The organism is Stenotrophomonas sp. 610A2, from assembly GCF_030549615.1.
Classification (GTDB): Bacteria; Pseudomonadota; Gammaproteobacteria; order Xanthomonadales; family Xanthomonadaceae; genus Stenotrophomonas; species Stenotrophomonas pigmentata.
This window is the reverse complement of sequence record NZ_CP130832.1, coordinates 4,459,896-4,476,710: the sequence shown is the minus strand read 5'-3', so window position 1 is coordinate 4,476,710 and position 16,815 is coordinate 4,459,896. Positions and strand designations below refer to the sequence as shown.

At 63.0% G+C, this 16,815-nt stretch carries 16 protein-coding genes; 7 read left to right on the top strand and 9 right to left on the bottom strand.

Translation table 11 applies throughout. The annotated features are described in order from the left end of the window. Positions 1 to 84 precede the first annotated feature (84 nt). Positions 85 to 2,199: a TonB-dependent receptor gene (locus tag Q5Z11_RS19875; RefSeq protein ID WP_303747991.1), complete on the bottom strand. Its 2,115-nt coding sequence runs from the start codon at positions 2,197 to 2,199 to the stop codon at positions 85 to 87. Positions 2,200 to 2,564: 365 nt separating this feature from the next. On the opposite strand from Q5Z11_RS19875, the gene Q5Z11_RS19870 reads away from it, so the two are divergent. Then, positions 2,565 to 4,166, top strand: a complete 1,602-nt coding sequence (locus Q5Z11_RS19870) for an alpha/beta fold hydrolase (RefSeq protein ID WP_303747990.1) — start codon at positions 2,565 to 2,567, stop codon at positions 4,164 to 4,166. Positions 4,167 to 4,211: 45 nt separating this feature from the next. Here Q5Z11_RS19870 and Q5Z11_RS19865 read toward each other — a convergent pair whose 3' ends face one another. Together Q5Z11_RS19865 and Q5Z11_RS19860 are read right to left on the bottom strand one after the other, a co-directional pair. Continuing rightward, on the bottom strand, positions 4,212 to 5,150 hold the full coding sequence (locus tag Q5Z11_RS19865) for a VOC family protein (protein WP_303747989.1): 939 nt from the start codon (positions 5,148 to 5,150) through the stop codon (positions 4,212 to 4,214). Positions 5,151 to 5,418: 268 nt separating this feature from the next. Continuing rightward, complete coding sequence (locus Q5Z11_RS19860; RefSeq protein ID WP_303747988.1) at positions 5,419 to 6,207, bottom strand: GntR family transcriptional regulator; 789 nt, start codon at positions 6,205 to 6,207, stop codon at positions 5,419 to 5,421. Between the two features lie 56 nt (positions 6,208 to 6,263). Between Q5Z11_RS19860 and Q5Z11_RS19855 the strand changes: the two genes are divergently transcribed. The 4 genes from Q5Z11_RS19855 to Q5Z11_RS19840 are packed head-to-tail and all read left to right on the top strand — an operon-like array spanning position 6,264 to position 9,873. Then, positions 6,264 to 7,043, top strand: coding sequence for an enoyl-CoA hydratase/isomerase family protein (locus Q5Z11_RS19855; protein WP_303747987.1), 780 nt, complete (start codon positions 6,264 to 6,266; stop codon positions 7,041 to 7,043). A 46-nt stretch (positions 7,044 to 7,089) separates the two neighbouring features. Then, complete coding sequence (locus Q5Z11_RS19850; RefSeq protein ID WP_303747986.1) at positions 7,090 to 7,422, top strand: DUF1330 domain-containing protein; 333 nt, start codon at positions 7,090 to 7,092, stop codon at positions 7,420 to 7,422. Beyond that, positions 7,419 to 8,462: a nitrilase-related carbon-nitrogen hydrolase gene (locus tag Q5Z11_RS19845; protein ID WP_303747985.1), complete on the top strand. Its 1,044-nt coding sequence runs from the start codon at positions 7,419 to 7,421 to the stop codon at positions 8,460 to 8,462. Before Q5Z11_RS19850 ends, Q5Z11_RS19845 begins: the two co-directional genes overlap by 4 nt. Continuing rightward, complete coding sequence (locus Q5Z11_RS19840) at positions 8,455 to 9,873, top strand: aldehyde dehydrogenase family protein (protein ID WP_303747984.1); 1,419 nt, start codon at positions 8,455 to 8,457, stop codon at positions 9,871 to 9,873. Before Q5Z11_RS19845 ends, Q5Z11_RS19840 begins: the two co-directional genes overlap by 8 nt. A gap of 9 nt (positions 9,874 to 9,882) precedes the next feature. On the opposite strand, the gene Q5Z11_RS19835 is transcribed toward Q5Z11_RS19840, so the two are convergent. The 5 genes from Q5Z11_RS19835 to Q5Z11_RS19815 all read right to left on the bottom strand — a co-directional run bounded on the left by Q5Z11_RS19835 (position 9,883) and on the right by Q5Z11_RS19815 (position 12,723). Next, positions 9,883 to 10,200 carry a hypothetical protein gene (locus Q5Z11_RS19835; protein ID WP_303747983.1) on the bottom strand — a complete coding sequence of 106 codons (318 nt, stop codon included), beginning with the start codon at positions 10,198 to 10,200 and terminating at the stop codon, positions 9,883 to 9,885. Between the two features lie 155 nt (positions 10,201 to 10,355). Continuing rightward, on the bottom strand, positions 10,356 to 11,018 hold the full coding sequence (locus Q5Z11_RS19830; RefSeq protein ID WP_303747982.1) for a hypothetical protein: 663 nt from the start codon (positions 11,016 to 11,018) through the stop codon (positions 10,356 to 10,358). Between the two features lies 1 nt (position 11,019). Beyond that, a complete protein-coding gene (locus Q5Z11_RS19825; RefSeq protein ID WP_303747981.1) occupies positions 11,020 to 11,739 on the bottom strand; it encodes a DUF3108 domain-containing protein in 720 nt (239 codons plus the stop codon). Then, on the bottom strand, positions 11,736 to 12,227 hold the full coding sequence (locus Q5Z11_RS19820) for a VOC family protein (protein WP_303747980.1): 492 nt from the start codon (positions 12,225 to 12,227) through the stop codon (positions 11,736 to 11,738). The genes Q5Z11_RS19825 and Q5Z11_RS19820 overlap by 4 nt, the downstream gene beginning before the upstream one ends. A 64-nt stretch (positions 12,228 to 12,291) precedes the next feature. Then, entirely contained in the window at positions 12,292 to 12,723 is a 432-nt protein-coding gene (locus tag Q5Z11_RS19815) for a c-type cytochrome (RefSeq protein WP_303747979.1), read from the bottom strand. A 303-nt stretch (positions 12,724 to 13,026) separates the two neighbouring features. Here Q5Z11_RS19815 and Q5Z11_RS19810 point away from each other — a divergent pair, with 303 nt between their 5' ends. Together Q5Z11_RS19810 and Q5Z11_RS19805 are read left to right on the top strand one after the other, a co-directional pair. Further along, on the top strand, positions 13,027 to 14,949 hold the full coding sequence (locus Q5Z11_RS19810) for an alpha/beta hydrolase family protein (RefSeq protein ID WP_303747978.1): 1,923 nt from the start codon (positions 13,027 to 13,029) through the stop codon (positions 14,947 to 14,949). A gap of 110 nt (positions 14,950 to 15,059) precedes the next feature. Further along, entirely contained in the window at positions 15,060 to 15,836 is a 777-nt protein-coding gene (locus tag Q5Z11_RS19805; protein ID WP_303747977.1) for a glucose 1-dehydrogenase, read from the top strand. An 8-nt stretch (positions 15,837 to 15,844) separates the two neighbouring features. On the opposite strand, the gene Q5Z11_RS19800 is transcribed toward Q5Z11_RS19805, so the two are convergent. Further along, entirely contained in the window at positions 15,845 to 16,240 is a 396-nt protein-coding gene (locus Q5Z11_RS19800) for a c-type cytochrome (protein WP_303747976.1), read from the bottom strand. Between the last annotated feature and the right edge of the window lie 575 nt (positions 16,241 to 16,815).

Genomic DNA, 16,815 nt, shown 5'->3' with positions numbered 1-16,815 from the left:
ACAGCGCTCCTGCTTGGGAGCATCGTTGTCCGTAAAAGACATCGCTCCCGGTCGGGAGCGATGGGTGCAGCAAGCAGCCAGGGGTTACCAGAAGCGGTATTTGAACTCGACGCCGTAGGTGCGCGGCACGTTCGGGTAGATCACGCCGATGCCAAGCCCGGCAATATCAAAGCCACCGGTGGAATAGAACTTGTCGCCCAGGTTCTTGCCCCATGCCGCCACCGACCAGTTGGCATCACGTGGCTCATAGGAGATGCGTGCGTTGTACTCGGTGTTGGCGCGGGTCATGATCAGCCGCGAGGTGTCCTGGTTCTGGTAGTACTCATCGGTGTGGCGCGCCTGCGCGCTGAACACCAGGTCGGCATTGCCAACCGGCTGCACATAGGTGCCGGCCAGGGTCCACTGCATGTCCGGTGAACTCTTCATCGAGCGGCCCTTGAAATAGGCGGCATTGACCGGCGCGTAATCCTTGTACTCGCCGTCGATGGTGCCGATGCTCGCATCCACGCGCAGCTTGCTGGTCAGCTGCGCCTGCGCTTCGACCTCGATGCCCTGGATCAGTGCGCCGGTGGCGTTGGTCATCACGAACACGCCGTCCGAGTTGACCGCGGTCAACTGGATGCCGTCGTAATCCAGCCGGTAGTAATCGGCGTTCAAACGCAGGCGGTTGTCCCATAGCGTGGATTTCACGCCAACTTCGTAAGCACGCAGCGTCTCCGCGTCGACCGGCGTCACCGTGGCATAGGTGGTGCCGCGGCCGTTGAAGCCGCCGCTCTTGAAGCCGGTGGTGACGCTGGCATAGCCCATCACGTTGTCGCTGAAGTCATACGACAGCAGCACTTTCCAGTCGGGCCGGTTCCAGCTCTTCTCCAGCGCCTTGCTGTAGTTGGGGTCGCCATTGGCCTTCACCGAGCGCACCGAGAAGTCCTTGTTCTCGTAGCTGTAGCGACCGCCAAGGGTCAGGGTCAGCTTGTCGTTGAACTTGTAGTCGCCCTGCGCATACAGCGCATAGGCAGAAGTGTCCTGCTCGACGAAGTTGGTACCGCCACGGGTGAAGATGTCGTTGCGGGTCGGCTGGTTGTTGTGCTCCCAGAAGGCGAACACACCGGCCACCCAGCTGAAGGGGCCATCCAGCTGCGAGGTGAACTGTGCTTCATAGCCCTTCTGGTTCTGCTTCTGGTCCTGTTCCAGGTGGTAACGCATCTGGCTGGTGCCATCCACATCCATGTAGAAATGGTGCTCGAGCGTGCGGTAGTGCGCGATGCTGCGCCAGGAGAACGCGCCGAAGTCGGTTTCATTGGTCAGCGCAATGCCGAACTGGTCCAGATCGTTGATGCCGCGCGTATCGGTTTCGGTCTTGTAGTAGCTGCCCAGCTTTGGCGAGACCGTGTCGGTCGCCTTGTCCAAAGTCACCGGTGTGCCCCAGGCCGGAGTGGAACGCTCGCGCAGGCGATCGATGCTCAGCGTCGCGTAGGACGACTCGCCCCAGGTGCTGGCGAAGGCCAGGCGCCCGGCCAGTACGTCCTGGTCGTTGACCCAACGGTCATTGGTGATGTCATGCATGATGCCGTCGCGGTTCCGACTCAGCACCGCGGCCGAGACGTCCAGGGTTTCGCCGATGCGGGTGGTGAACATCGCGCGGCCATCGAGGCGACCGAAGTTGCCGATGCTGCCGTCGAAACTGAGCTTTTCCTCGCCGGTCGGCTTCTTCGAGATGTAGCGGATTGCGCCGCCGGTGGCGTTGCGACCGTACAGCGTGCCCTGCGGGCCGCGCAGCACTTCGATGCGGTCCACGTCGTAGAGGTCGAACATCGCGCCGTTCTGGCGGGCGATGTAGACGTCGTCGATGTACAGCGCAACCGCCGGGTCGTTGGTGAACATCGACTCGTCGGCACCAACGCCGCGCATGATGATCTTGGCGCCCGAACTGGTGCCGGTGTTCTGTTCGATGATGATGTTGGGCGTGGTGAACTTGATGTCATCCACGCGCTTGATCTGCATGCGGTCCAGTGCCGGACCACTGATCACGCTCATGCTCAGCGGGGTCTTCTGGACCTGTTCCTCGCGGCGCTGGGCGGTCACGCTGACCTGGTCGAGCTGCACAGCTTCCTTGTCGGACGACTGGGCGTAGGCATCGCCGCTGCCGATGGCCGTCATGATCGCAACAGTTAACGCACTCCGGTACAGAACATCTTTCATGACTCGCCTCGTAGCGTGATGAAGGAAAAGCTCGTTCGGGTGGGGGCAGGCAAGGATATATAGATATATCAATGCTTCCTAAGGAGTATTCCGCCATTTGTCCGGACAATCAACAGGACTATTGCAGTTTTTTAACGCCGCCTATCAGGCCTTTGAAATCAATGCATCCGATTGAAATAGATGGATTTTTAAAATATGAATGCGCAATATCATTTGTCCTATAGGTGTGGTCGATAGGTCATTTGCAGCAATTGCCGCAAACGCAGCAAACAAGCCAATCGAACTGATCGGCAAGTGGATTCGCATGCAGGCTTGAATTGTTTATTGATATAACAATAGGCATTGCAGCCACGGTGATCACCTCCATGCAGAGCGCCACTTCCGTCCGTCGCCAGTTCATCCGCATCGGTGAGCGCACCGTGCATTACCGCTATGCAGGGCAGGGTCCGGTGCTGGTGTTGTTGCATCAGTCGCCGCAGAACTCACGCATGTGGTTGCAGATGATCGAGCGCTTTGCCGATCGTTATACGGTGATTGCACCGGACACGCCGGGCTTCGGTTATTCCGATCCCTTGGCGGATGCGGAACCTGGCATTGATCGCTTCGCCGAGGCCACGCTGGAGTTTGCCGATGCGCTGGGCATCGAACGTTTTGCGCTGTTCGGCATGCACACCGGCGGTTTGATCGGCATGCATCTGGCGTGGATTGCGCCACAGCGCCTGCATTGCCTGATCATCGATGGCTACGCGCTGTTCAATGATGCCGAACGCGCACGCTACGGTGACAAGTACCTGCCACCATTCGCGCCTACATGGGACGGCGCGCACCTGCGCTGGCTGTGGTCACGCATGCGCGAACAGCTGTACTTCTTCCCTTGGTGCGATCCTTCCGCCGAGTGTGCGATTGCCCTGCAGCCGTATAGCGCGCAGGGCACGCATGAGGCGGCGATGGACATACTCGACGTCGGCGACAACTACCGCAGCGGCTACGGCGCTGCGTTCCGCTACAGCGAGCGCCAGCGTGTTGGCGAGCTGCGTTGTCCGACCTGGTTGGTTTACCGGCATGACGATGTGTTGTTGAGCCATCGACAGCGCCTGCCGGTGTTGCCGGACAACGTGGTCAGCGTGGAAGAGCCCGAAGGTGTCGACGGCCTGCATAGGCGCATGGACGCAATCCTGCAGCAATGCGCACTGCCGCCATCAATGCCGGTGGCACTGGCTGCGCGCGAGGTGCAGGGCTGGTCGCGACGCATCGTCAACACGCCAGTGGGCGAGGTGGCCGTGTGGTTGCGACGCGGCGGTGCCGATGCGGTACTGCATATCCATGCGCCAGGGCAGGCACCGACACGGCCGCAGAGCCTGCAGCTGGATGCACGCACTCAAGTAGTGATTGAACTGCCCGGTCATGCCGGCTCGGCCGAAATCACCGCGCCGCTGACTGCAGACACCATGCAGGCCGCGCTATGCGCCGTGCTCAACGATCTTGTGCCTGCACAATCAGTTGCCGTGCATGCGCATGAAGCTGCAACAGCCTATGTACCCGCGCTGGCCAAGTGGTTGGGATCGCGATTGAGAGAAGTGGTGCTGCATAGGCCCTGGCTGTTGGAGACCGACGAGTGCGCCTGCTTGCTGGCGCAGCTGCCCGACCCCGCCGTGCACGCGGCGGGTGGCCATATGGCCGAGGCCTGGCAATGGGAGCGGGAACGGCATCTGCTGTGGCCGTGGCTGGCCCCGAGCGCTGCTGCGCGAAGACTGGTGGCCGGGCCGAATACCGCGCAGGTGCATGCCAATGTGGTCGAACTGCTGCGTATCGGTGCGCAGTTGCCGATGCTGTTTGCAGGGCTTGCAGTGGCAGACAGCGCGCAGCAGCTGTTGGCTCTACAGGTGCCGGTAACGCTGCATGCCGATGCACAGGACGACTATCTGGGGCGTACGGCGGCACTGGCGCAGCGCTTGGCGGCACGCTGATCTGGCGCTGTGCAGTCGCCTTGCGGCGGCTGCACCATCGCTGCGTCAGCTTGGCTGCAACAACTCCAGCTGCTCGCCATCCGGGCCCAGCAGGGTGGCGATGGCGCAGTGTCCAAAGCCAGGCACATCCAGTGCATCGCGTGCGATCAACCGCGCACCCAGTTGTTGCAGCATCACGACATCGGCATCCAGCGCATCACTAAGCAGGCTGGCCGAGAGGATGCCGATATTGGGCGGCACCGCGATGTCACGCAGCGGCGCATCGGGCAGGTGCTGCATATCGAGATAGGCGAACATCTCCACGCGGCCCGGCACGATGTGGCCGTCCTTTATCAGGTTGACGTTGTGGATGCGCACCGGCCGGTCGGTGCCGAGCAGGGTCTGCAGCTCGGGGAAATCGAGTACGCGGTCGAACAGCACCTCGAAGCCCAGTGCCTTGTAGAACGCTACCGAGCGCGGGACGTCGCGAGTGGCCAGGGCAATTGTCTGCACCACGCTGACATCGGTGTTCAACGGGCCGCGCAGCTCGCCGCCGCGTTCGTAGGAGAACACGTCCAGGCGGATGCCGTCGGGATCGTCGTTGATCGAGTCGCGGACCGCGACCTCGTCGGTGACTTCCCAGTAGCTGGGTTCATGCGCGCTGCTGCCGCCGGCTGCGGTGATTGCCTGCATCGTTGCCAGGGCATCGCGGCAGCGGAAGTTGAGTGCGTAGTAGCCGCTGCCGTTGTAGAGGTTGTCTGCGTTCCACAGCCGTTGCCCGGTTTCGTCGAAGGCCAGCAGCCGGATTCTGCCCAAGCCGGAGTCGTCGGGCGCGATGACGGCGTATTCGCCGCGCAGCTTGGGATCGAAACGCCATAGCGGCGCAAGTTCCGTGGCGAGCGTACCGCGTGTCTGCACGCGGTAGCCGAGTGCGTTCTCATAGAAGGCGCAGGCTCGCTGCAGATCGCTTACGCCAAGGGTGACTGCCTTCACTTCGGACAACATGCCGGACTCCTGGATCAGGAACGTGGAAAGGTCATACCTGTTCCGATCCTGCAATATGTCCGGACAAATTGTCCAGTGAAGCTGGTCTGGTAGAGGCAGGTGTAGTGCCGAGCCATGCTCGGTAAGGGGCGTTCCCCATGTAGTGCCGAGCCATGCTCGGCAGGGGCATCACCGGTAAAGCTCCAGCCGAGCATGGCTCGGCTCTACAGGGGTACCGCCGGTAAAGCCTCAGCCGAGCATGGCTCGGCTCTACACGGCCTGGCTGCCTTCAATCATGCCCGCCGGCATCCACATCGAGGGTCATCTGGTAGGTGAACTGGTCCGGCCGGTACTGCACGCTCAGCAGATCCACCATGTTGCCGTCGCCGTCATACGAGCGGCGCTCCAGCGCCAACAGGGCGGTGCCCGGCTCGACCTTCAGGTGCAGGGCGGCAATCGCATCGGCATTGACCGCCGACAGCACCTGCTCCACCTGCTTTATCTGGATGCCAGCTGCCTGGAACAGCTTCAAACGCGAGCTGTTGGACAGCTTGGCTTCGCTGAAATCCGGATGATCGGTGTTGGTCCAGCTGTTGTAGTAGCCAAACGGGGTATCGCCGCGCAGACGCAAGCGGATCGCATGTACCAGCAGTTCACGCGGGCCGGTGTCGAACAGTGCCCGGATCGGCTCCGGTGGCACCGCGCGGCGGAATTGCAGCAACTGCACCTTGGTGTGCTCGGCCAGCACTTCCAGGCTTTCCAGCAGCCCGGTCAGCGGGCTGTGCATCGGCTTGGGCCGGGAGCGGTGGATGACGTGGGTGCCTTTGCCGCGGCGGCGCTCGACCAGGCCCTCGGCGGCCAGCTCGTCCAACGCCCGCTTGGCGGTGATGCGGGACACACCAAAGCCATCGGCCAGGTCGAACTCGGTGGGGATGCGGGCGCCGCGCGGGATCTCGCCATTGAGGATGCGGTCGCGCAGCAGACTGAACATCTGGTGGTAAAGCGGCGTCGGCAAGTCATTGCGCAACAGCTTGTGCGCGTTGGCACTCAATAGTGTGGCCAGTGTGTCTTGGGACATCTCGCTTCACCCTCCTTTGGCTTAATGCTATAACGATAGAACAAATAGGATAGGCCATGGTCACTGAAGAAACCGTGATTTGCTGGAGCCGTGACGGTGCGCTAGCCCGCATCGGCATCCACCGACCCGACAAGCGCAACGCCCTGGCCACCCGCCACTGGGCGGCAATCGAGGCCGCACTGGACGAAATCGCCGCCAGTGACGCCCAGATCGTGGTGGTGTCGGGCGTGCCGGGGGCCTTCAGTGCCGGCGCCGATATCGACGAACTCGGCCAGTTGCTCACCGCTCCGGCCGCCTTTGCCGCCAACAACGCCCAGGTCCAACGCACCCAACTCAAGCTCCAACGCCTGCCGCAGACCACGCTGGCCGTCATCGACGGTGCCTGCGTGGGCGGCGGCCTTGGCCTGGCCCTGGCCTGTGACCTGCGCCTGGCCAGCAGCCGCAGCCGGTTCGCTATCACCCCAGCCAAGCTCGGTTTAGTTTACAGCGCCGATGACAGTCGCCGGTTGCTCAACACGGTCGGCATGGCCCGCACCCGCGAAATGCTGCTTACCGGCCGCCTGCTCGATGCCGCCACCGCGCTGGACTGGGGCTTGATCAACCAAATGGCGGGCGAAGCAGGCATCGAAGCGCTGGAGCAGGCACAGGTGCAGCAGCTGCTGGCCACCTCCGGCCAGGCCAGGCGCGCGATCAAGACCGTGCTTGGCCACCTCGGTGGCGATGCCAGCATCAGCCTGGCCCAGGCCGACGCCGCCTTCAACGACGCCTTCAGCAGCAGCGACTTTGTCGAAGGCGCCGCTGCCTTCCTGGAAAAGCGCGCTCCACGTTTCAAATGAGTTCTCCAAATGAGCTCTCCAGCACAGCCCTCCAATCGAGCCTGCCATGACCGCCTACCTGATCATCGAAGCGCACATCACCGATCCGCAGGGTTTCGCTGCTTACGCCCGCGCAACGCCTGACGTCGCAGCACGCTACGGCGGGCAGTATCTGGTCATGGGCGGTGCCCAGCAGAGCCTTGAAGGCGAACACGCACCAGCCCGCACCGTGATCTCGCAGTGGCCAGACCGCGCTGCAGCGTTGGCCTTCTGGCACAGCGCCGACTACGCCGCGATCAAGCCGCTGCGCGCCGGCACCGGCAACTTCCGCGTGCTGCTGGCCGATGGCGCGCAGACGCAAGCCCTCAACGACACCGCAACCGAAGGTAAGGCCCCATGATCGATGCATATCGTGCGCTGGCGCTGCAGACCACCTGCCGCGCCATCAATGCCTGCGCCACGCCGGCCGACGCCGCTGCCGCGGTGGCGGACAATATCGAACGCGTAGGCCGGCAGATCCGCGCCTCCAAGGCCTTCATCGGCGCCGACCTGAAACTGGTGGTGCTGCCGGAGTATTTCGCCACCAGCTATCCGCTGGGCGACACCATTCCCGGCTGGGCGGCCAAGGGCTGCTTCTCGATGGATGGCAGCGAGTATGAGCAGCTGGGCCGCATCGCCCAGGACAACGGCGTCTACCTGTGCTCCAACGCCTACGAGCGCGATCCCAATTTCCCCGAGCTGTACTTCCAGTCATCGGTGATCCTGGACGACAGCGGCAACCAGATCCTGCGCTACCGCCGGCTGATCTCGCTGTACGCACCCAGCCCGCATGATGTCTGGGACAAGTACCTGGATGTATATGGCATCGACGGCGTGTTCCCGGTTGCGCGCACACCGCTCGGTCGTCTGTCCTGCATCGCCTCCGAGGAAATCCTGTATCCGGAGATCGCGCGGGCAATGGGCCTGCGCGGTGCGGAAGTCATCCTGCATTCCACCAGCGAAGTCGGCAGCCCGGAGCTGACGCCCAAGGACATCGCCAAGCGCGCCCGCGCGCTGGAAAATATGGCCTATGTGGTCTCGGCCAATACCGCCGGTATCAGCGGCGTGGATATTCCGCTCGGCAGCGCCGATGGCATGAGCAAGATCGTTGATGACCAGGGCCGGGTGCTGTCCGCTGCCGGTACCGGCGAGTCGATGGCGGCGTACGCCGATCTGGACATCGCCGGCCTGCGTCGTCGTCGCCTGCGCCCGGGCATGGGCAACTTCCTGTCGCGCCTGCCGCAAGGGGCGATCAATGCCGGCTTGGCCAGCACCGCCTTGAAGCCCAATGCGCTGCTGGACGGCGAGAGTTTGAAGATCCCGCAGCGCGCCGACTTCGCCGCGCGCCAGAAAGCCACCCTCGATGCACTGCTGAGCGCCGGAGTACTGGGCAATGACTGAAGCCACCACGCTGCCACTGCGCAATCCGCGCAGCGGGCTATCCGACGGCGAACTGCCGATCACGTCTGCCGCCGAGGTTGCAGCGTTGGGCGCGAGCCTGCGCCAAGCGCAGATGGGCTGGGCTGAGCGCAGCATCGAAGCGCGCTGCGCATGCCTGGATGCTCTGGCCGATGCGCTGGTCGCACGCCGCGACGGTTTCCTCGACGTGCTGCTGGCCGATACCGGCCGCTGGCACGAATCGCAGATTGAAGTGGATGGCACGGTCGCCGCGATTCGCCGCTGGGCGCAGCAGGCCGCAGGTTGCCTCGTGGAAAAGCCGGCCCAGCCGGAAGCCATTCCTTTCATCCACAGCCAGCAGACCTGGGTGCCGTATGCGGTGGTGGGCGTGATCAGCCCATGGAACTTCCCGCTGATGCTGACCCTGATCGATGCGGTACCGGCGCTCGCTGCCGGCTGCAGCATCCTGGCCAAGCCAAGCGAGGTCACTTCGCGCTTCGTGCCGCTGCTGCGTGAGGCATTGGAGGACGCAGGCTTGGCGGATGTGTTCAAGCTGGTCACCGGTGCCGGCGCTACTGGCCAGGCGGTGATCGAAGCCAGCGACCAGATCTGCTTCACCGGCTCGGTCGCCACCGGCCGCAAGGTTGGCGAAGCCTGTGCGCGGCGCTTCATACCCGCGTCGCTGGAGCTGGGCGGCAAGGACCCTGCGCTGGTCTTGTCCGATGCCAATATCGAACATGCCGCACGCGCCCTGGCATGGGGCAGCTTCGTCAACGGCGGCCAGAGCTGTATGTCGATCGAGCGCGTATACGTGGAAGCGCCGGTGGCCGATGCCTTCATCGCGGCACTGGTGAAGGAAGCTTCAGCGCTGGAGCTGGCGTGGCCGGATCCGAAGCAGGGCCAGATCGGTCCAGTGATTGCCGCCTCACAGGTCGAACTGGTCCGCGCGCAGCTTGCCGATGCCAAGGCCAAGGGCGCGCGTGCGCTGACCGGCGGCGAACTGATCGACCATGGTGGCGTCTGGTGCCCACCAACGGTGCTGGTCGATGTCAGCGACGAGATGGCCGTGGTCGCCGATGAAAGCTTCGCCAGCATCCTTCCTGTGATGGTTGTGGCCGATGAAGCCGAGGCCATCGCGCGTGCCAATGCAACCGAATTTGGTTTGTCGGCAGCGGTGTTCACGCAAAGCCCCGAGCGCGCGCAGCGGGTAGCGCGTCAGCTGCAGGCCGGCGGCATCTCGATAAACGACGCCTGCCTGACCGGCATGGTGCAGACCGCCGAGAAGCAGAGCTTCAAGCTCTCCGGCATGGGTGGCTCGCGCATGGGCACGGCATCGATCCGTCGCTTCGTGCGTGCACGCGCGCTGCTGATCAATACCGGTACCGCATCGCCATGGTGGTTCCCGGCAGCGTGATGCGCTGCCTCAGCACACCAGCACGAATTGGCCGAGGAAAATGCCGAAGCCGAGCATCCACATCGCCAGCATGGCCGGAATGCTGGCAATGCGCAGTAACCAGCGCGGGCGCACCTGTGCATTGCGGGTAGCACGGAAGATCAACACCACCAGCAGGATCCCGCCGATTACGAACAGCGCGAATACCGACCAGCCGAGCAGCCAGAAGCCGGTGGATTTCCCGCCGAACTCCTGCGGGCACTGAGCCATCGCCATCGCCAGTGGCGACGACAGGTAGAGGGCGGCGGCGAACAGTGAGCGGATCAAGCCGGGTGAAGCAAGAGACATGTGGACGAGTCCCCGAATGGATGCGTCAGGGGATGATCCTGCCACAACTCGTGTTCAGAGCGCCTACACGCCCGGCTTCACGCAGCAGTGCAGGTCCCGCGACTGCTTGATGTCAGGTAGCAAGGTGGCCGGTGTAGCGATCGTTGTCGACGGCTTCATGCCGGCTTGTAGACGCTGACGACCACGATCGCTGCGATGAACAACCACAACACAGCCAGCACCGATGTGGCCTTGACGTAGGTCCGGCGGATGGTGGCATTGCTGGCATCATCCGGGCCCACCTGTGCCATCAGCCTCCAGGTGCTGAAGTGACTGATCAGGGCCAGGCGGATGCCCACCCCGGCGGCCATCACGCCGGCAAACAAGGCGAGCTTCCAGCGCAGCCACAGTGGCATATCCCAACTGCCACCGATCAGGCCGCTGGCCAGGCAGAGCAGCACGGCCATGAACACGTAGCGCGAGGCGCGATCAACGGTTCCCAGCATGCTGCCAACGCGTCCATGTCGAAGCCGGTGCGCGGCTTCCACAAAGCCAAGCCACAGCACGCACAGCACAGCGGCCACGGTGGCGGTTGCCGCCGCGCCGGGTATCAGGCCGTACAGCGCGGCCAGGGAGACACCCAGGCCGGCCTGCAGCACCAGCGCGTAGCGCACGTGTTGATCGACATGCATCACATGCTCCATCAATCGGCTGCGTTCGGCGAAAGGTGTCTCCGTGCTGTAGCAGACGTAACGGTAAGTGCTGTTGATCACCAGCTCCGAGCCCAGCCAATAGCCGAGCACGGAGATATGCGCGACCAGCAGGATCTGCAGCAGCACCTCAGTGCTCCAGCACGTGGTAACTGGTCAGCTCATAGGCGGTCTGCATATAGCCGGTGACGCTGGCGCGCAACAGGATGTAGTGCTCGTCGGCGGTCACCCACAGATCGTAGTCCGGGTGCTCTTCCGGCATGCCGACATCGAGGATGCGGAAGTGTCGGGCCTTGAAGCGGCCGGCGATGACGTCGATCTCTTCCTCGCCAACGTATTCGATGGCCAGTTGCACCGGGTAAAGCATCGGCCCGGTCGCACCACGATGGTCGGGCGAGGACAGCAGCATGAAGAAGTGCTGCTTGCCCGGCCCCTGCGTCAGGTCGTACAGCGACATGGCGCAGGCATCGTTGATGATGGCGTGGTTGCCGAAGGCGCGTAGCGGCGCCTGCAGCGGGAAGCGCTGGGAGATGCGTCCCTCCACCGTGGTGGCGGATTCGCATTGCGCTTCGTTGGCGCTGAAGTTGAACCACCCCGAGCCGCGGAACTGGCCACCGACGGCGATACGCACGAAGCATTCCTGGGGCAGCTTGTCCGCGTCGACACGCAGGTTGACGTCGCGCACAACGGCGGGTGCATCGTCGATCTCGCTATGCGCGTCCAGCACGCGCGAACCGTCGCGGTGCACGTCGAGGCGGAAGCTTTCGCGGCCGCGTTCGGCACCCTGCCGGTGGCTCTGGTCGCTGGTGTACTGGATGGTGCCGGTGATGGAACGGGCGATGCCGGTCATGCCGTGGTCTCCTTGGGAAGCGGTTCGATCTGCAGGATGCTCACCGGCACATGGTCCGGGTCGTAGACGATCATTTCGCGGTACAGGCCGGCCGGTGAGCGGGCGCTTGCGATCCGCTTGGGATAGGCCAGCGGCGGTGTCAGGAATCGGCAGCCGGCTGCGCTCAGTGCGCCATGCAGTGCATCGAAGCGCTCAGTGGAGAGCACCAGCGCCGCTTGTCCGTAGGCAGGCTTGCCCAGCGGCGGTGCAAGGGTGTTCAGCGGCGTCCGGCTGATTTCGAACAGACCGACGATGACCGTCGCATCCGTGTCGGGCGCGAGCATGGCGACGCGGATGCGGCAGGCAGGTAATTGCAGCAGTCCGCCAGCCATTGGTCCTTCCATGACCTTTTCTTCGACGACCACCAACCCCAGCAGGTCGCGGTAGAAACGCAGCGATGCCTCCAGGTCCTGGCAGAACAGGGTGAAGCGCTCGAACTGAAGTTTCATGTCACTCCTCGTTGCTGCGCAGGACCGCAGCAGCACGTTCGGCCGCCGTGCTGCCAGGAAAGACTCAAGGGGCGGACAGGTATTCGATCAAGGCTTGCCGACGGGCCGGATCGGTCACTGCGATGGCCATGCGCGTGCCAGGTACGCGCTTCGTCGGCGCCGCCAGATAGGCATCGAGCTCCTGCGCATTCCAGGTGATGTCGCTGGCGCGCAGCGCTGGTGAGTAGTCGAAGCCGGGACTGCTGCCGGCTTTGCGACCAAGCAGATCATGCAGGTTCGGTCCCATCCGTTGTGGCGCACTGGCGTCGCGGCTGTGGCAGGCGGTGCACATCGCGAAGGCTTGTTCGCCGTTGATAGCGGTGGCAGCCACTTCCTCAATTGCCTTGGTTTCGGACGCAGCCGGAGCCGTGGTTTGAGCGGTCGTGGCAGCTGTCTCGCTCTGCTCGCTGCAGCCAACGGCGAGTAGCAAGGCGGCGATGATCAACATGGAGCGCATGGAAGATCCTTGCAGGAACCGGAAGGGCGTGACTGCTCATGACAAGTAGAGGGCCGCGGCGCCGATTGGAGCCGGAACGCCGCGATCTTCATCCGTGCAGTGGTTCGTATATTTGTCCGGACAAATAAATATCAGAATGCAGGCGCGAAGAAAAGCTGCAAGGTTTCATGGCGTGCGTTGGCACAAATTTGCGGTTGCTGCACTACCTCCATTGGCATCTTCTAGCCGACGAGGAAATGACATAGGCTCCAATTCAGGATTCAGACCGTTGGGGAACGCGTCATGGGTAATGCAGGGAAAGCGATGTTCCGATCCATGTTGCTGTTGGCAGGCCTGGCATGCTTTGCATGGCCTGCAGCGGCGCAGCAGGTACCGGTGGAAGCCTTTGCCAAGGCCAGCCCGTTCTCAATGCCGAGGCTGTCGCCGAGTGGTGAATACCTGGCCATGGGCACCGACTTCGGTGAAGGTACCCATGCGGTACAGATACTGCGGCTGAGCGACATGCAGCGCATGGCGGTGCTGCGCTTGCCGCGCTTTGAAAGCCCGTACCAGATCATCTGGGTGAGCGACAAACGGCTGGTGATCGCCAAGGGGCGCAAATACGGCTCGCTTGAAAAACCGGTACCGATGGGCGAGATCATCGCCAGCGATTTCGACGGCCAGAACCAACGCTACATCTACGGCTATGAGCAGCAGAATGCCGCGGCCGGCCTGGACCGTGGCTTCGGCTTCATCGAAGGCGTGGCCCACGGCAACGATGGCCACTTCTACATGCGCCAGCTAAAGCGCAGCCCAAGCAACTCGATGTTGTACCTGGTGGAAGCAGGTCAACGCCCAAGTTTCAAACTGATCGCCAGCATCAATGTGCCCAGCCTGCAGTTCGTGATCGATCGCAATGGTGTGGCACGCTACGCATGGGGACGCGACGATGACGATAACTACCTGCTGTATGCATCCGAGGACGGGCAGCGCTGGCAGCCGATTGCAGAGGAAAAAATCGGCGGCATCTGGACACCATATGCGTTCTCGGCCGACAACCAGCGCGTATATGGTCGATTCAGTCGCAATGACGGACCGACATCACTGATATCCAGCGCTGTTGACGGTAGTGACCGCGATACCTTGCTGGCAGATGGCTTCAGCAATGTGGGTTTGTCGCAATGGACGCGCTATCCGGCGGTACCCTTCGCTGCCTCGCCGGTGGCGGGGCGCCCGCAGCTGCAGTACTTCGACCCGGGCAAGCCCGAGGCGGAACTGCACAAGGCCTTGGCTGACCTGCTACCGGCACAGCACGTGACCATCGATGACGTGAGCCGCGATGGCCAGACGGTTCTGGTGCACCTGGCCAGCGACCGGGACCCCGGTGGCTGGTACGTCTTCCGGCGCGCGACCAACAAGCTGGAAAAAGTGCTGTCGCCCCGTGACGGAATCGATCCGGCGCTGATGGCCGAACGTCGCCCTGTGCGTTTCAAGGCCGGTGACGGAACGGAACTGGAGGCGATACTGACCATTCCGCGCAACAGCGAAGGCCGCAGGTTGCCAACCGTGTTGCTGCCGCACGGTGGCCCGCACGGGGTAAGCGATGATTGGTTCTACGACAACGATGCGCAGTTCCTCGCAAATCGTGGCTATCTGGTGGTGCAGGTCAACTATCGTGGTAGCGGCGGTCGTGGAAATGCATTCGAAGAGCTCGGCTACCTGCAGTGGGGAACGCGTATCCAACAGGATGTGCTGGATGGCTTGAACCATGCGGCGACCCTGGGCCTGGCCGATACCTCGCGCGTATGCAGCTACGGCGCAAGTTTCGGTGCGTACTCGGCGATGATGCTGGCCGCGCGGCAGCCCGAGCTCATCCGCTGCGCGGTGGGCCTGGCCGGCGTCTATGACCTGAGGATGATGTACAAGAAGGGCGACATCAAGGACAACGCGTACGGCCGGAACTACCTGACGCGGGTGATCGGGCGCAGCGACGAGGAATTGGCCGCCAACTCACCGACGAGCCTGGCGTCCAGCATCAAGGCACCGGTGTTCCTTGCCCACGGTGAGCGTGACGAGCGCACGCCGATTGCGCAGGCCAATGCGATGCGCGCGGCGCTGGTATCGGCCGGAAAGCCGCCGCAGTGGATGGCAGTGGCGGGCGAAGGCCATGGCTTCTACAACGACGACAACAGCGCGGCGTTCTATCGTGCGCTGGAAGCGTTCCTGGCGAAGAATATCGGCCAGTAAGCCCTTACCGGCGACGGTAGCGCTTGCGGAAAGCTGCACATCACCCCGCCCCTGGTGGCGAGGTGTATGGTGTCCGGGTCGATGAATCGCCCGGACAGGAGCACGCAACCATGATCCCGCAAGCGCATTTCGATCTCACTGGCAAAGTGGCCATCGTCACTGGCGGTGGCAATGGCATCGGCCGCGCCAGTTCCCTGATGCTGGCCGCCTACGGTGCGGCCGTGACCATTGCCGACCTGAAGCTTGCCGCTGCTGAAAAGGTGGCAGCGGAGATTGTCGCGGCCGGTGGCAAGGCCTTGGCCCTGGAGTGCAACGTACTCAAGGACGAAGACCTGGTACGCGTGGTCGAACGCACGGCTGCTGAACTTGGCGGCATCCATATTCTGGTCAACAACGCCGGTGGTGGCGGTGCAGGCCGCGAGAGCCCGTTCGAGATCAGCGTGGAGCAGTTCGAGCGGCCGTTTCGGATCAATGTATTCAGTGCCTGGCGCTTGTCGCAGCTGTGCGCGCCGCACATGAAGAAAGCCGGCTATGGTTCGATCATCAACATGTCGTCGATGAGCTCGATCAACAAGAGCCCGGCGATCAGTGCGTACGCTGCCTCCAAGGCGGCGATCAACCACATGACCGCGAATCTGGCGCACGACTATGGTCCGGCAGGGATCCGGGTCAATGCGGTGGGGCCGGGTGCGGTGCGCACTGATGCCTTGGCGACGGTGCTGACGCCGGAGATCGAGCAGCGCATGTTGTCGCATACGCCGATCAAGCGCCTGGGTGAGGCGGACGATATTGCTGGAGCGGTGCTGTATTTCGCCGCGCCGATCTCCAACTGGGTCAGTGGCCAGACCTTGTTCGTCAACGGTGGCGGTGTGCAGACGCTGGATTGAAGCGCTGCTTATTCGGGCAGCGTGGACAGGAACTCGATCACGGCCTGGCGGCGTGCCGGGTCGGAGGTTGCATTGACCATCTTGCTGCCGGGCACCTGCTTGGTCGGCGATTTGATGAAGGCATCCAGGGTCTGTGCATCCCAGGTGATGCCGCTGGCCTTCATTGCGTCGGAGTAGTTGTAGCCCGGAGCGGTACCAGCCTTGCGGCCGATCACGCCATGCAGGTTGGGGCCGACGCGGTGGCCGAGGTTGGCACGGGTGTCGTGGCAACCGGCACAGATGGCGAAGGCGCGTTCGAGTTCGCGTTGATGCGGATCAGCGCTTGCGCTGTGGTTGAAGGCATCGCGCTGGCCGCAGGCGCTGAGTGCCAGGCAGGTAAGCGCGATTAGTGGCAGGCGGGGCATTGCTTTCTCGGTGCGGGGGCGGCCGTGGTTGTTCGGCGTTGGCAATGATGGCTGGTGCTGGGAGGGGAAAGCAAAGGGGGCGGGTTTGGGGCAGGGATGCGGTGGTTGAGAAAGCTTGAGCAGGGGGCAGAGGCAAGAGCGCCCTCATCCGCCCGTTGGGCACCTTCTCCCGCAGGCGGGAGAAGGGAGATTTCATGCATTTCCGGTTTTGTCGGAAAGCGCTCGCAGCAAAAGCTCGAAGCAGAAGCTCGAAGCAAAAGCTCGAAGCAAAAGCTCGAAGCAAAAGCTCGAAGCAAAAGCTCGAAGCAAAAGCTCGAAGCAAAAGCTCGAAGCAAAAGCTCGAAGCAAAAGCTCGAAGCAAAAGCTCGAAGCAAAAGCTCGAAGCAAAAGCCCCCTCATCCGCCCGTTGGGCACCTTCTCCCGCACGCGGGAGAAGGGATGCTTCAGAGCATTTCTTGAGCGGTGGGTTTTCGGCTCCGGATAGATTTCGCGGAGTGTGCCGAAGTCAGCAATGCCGGCCCAAGCAGAATCGTGCCGGAGTAGTCCCCTCTCCCGCATGCGGGAGAGGGGTAGGG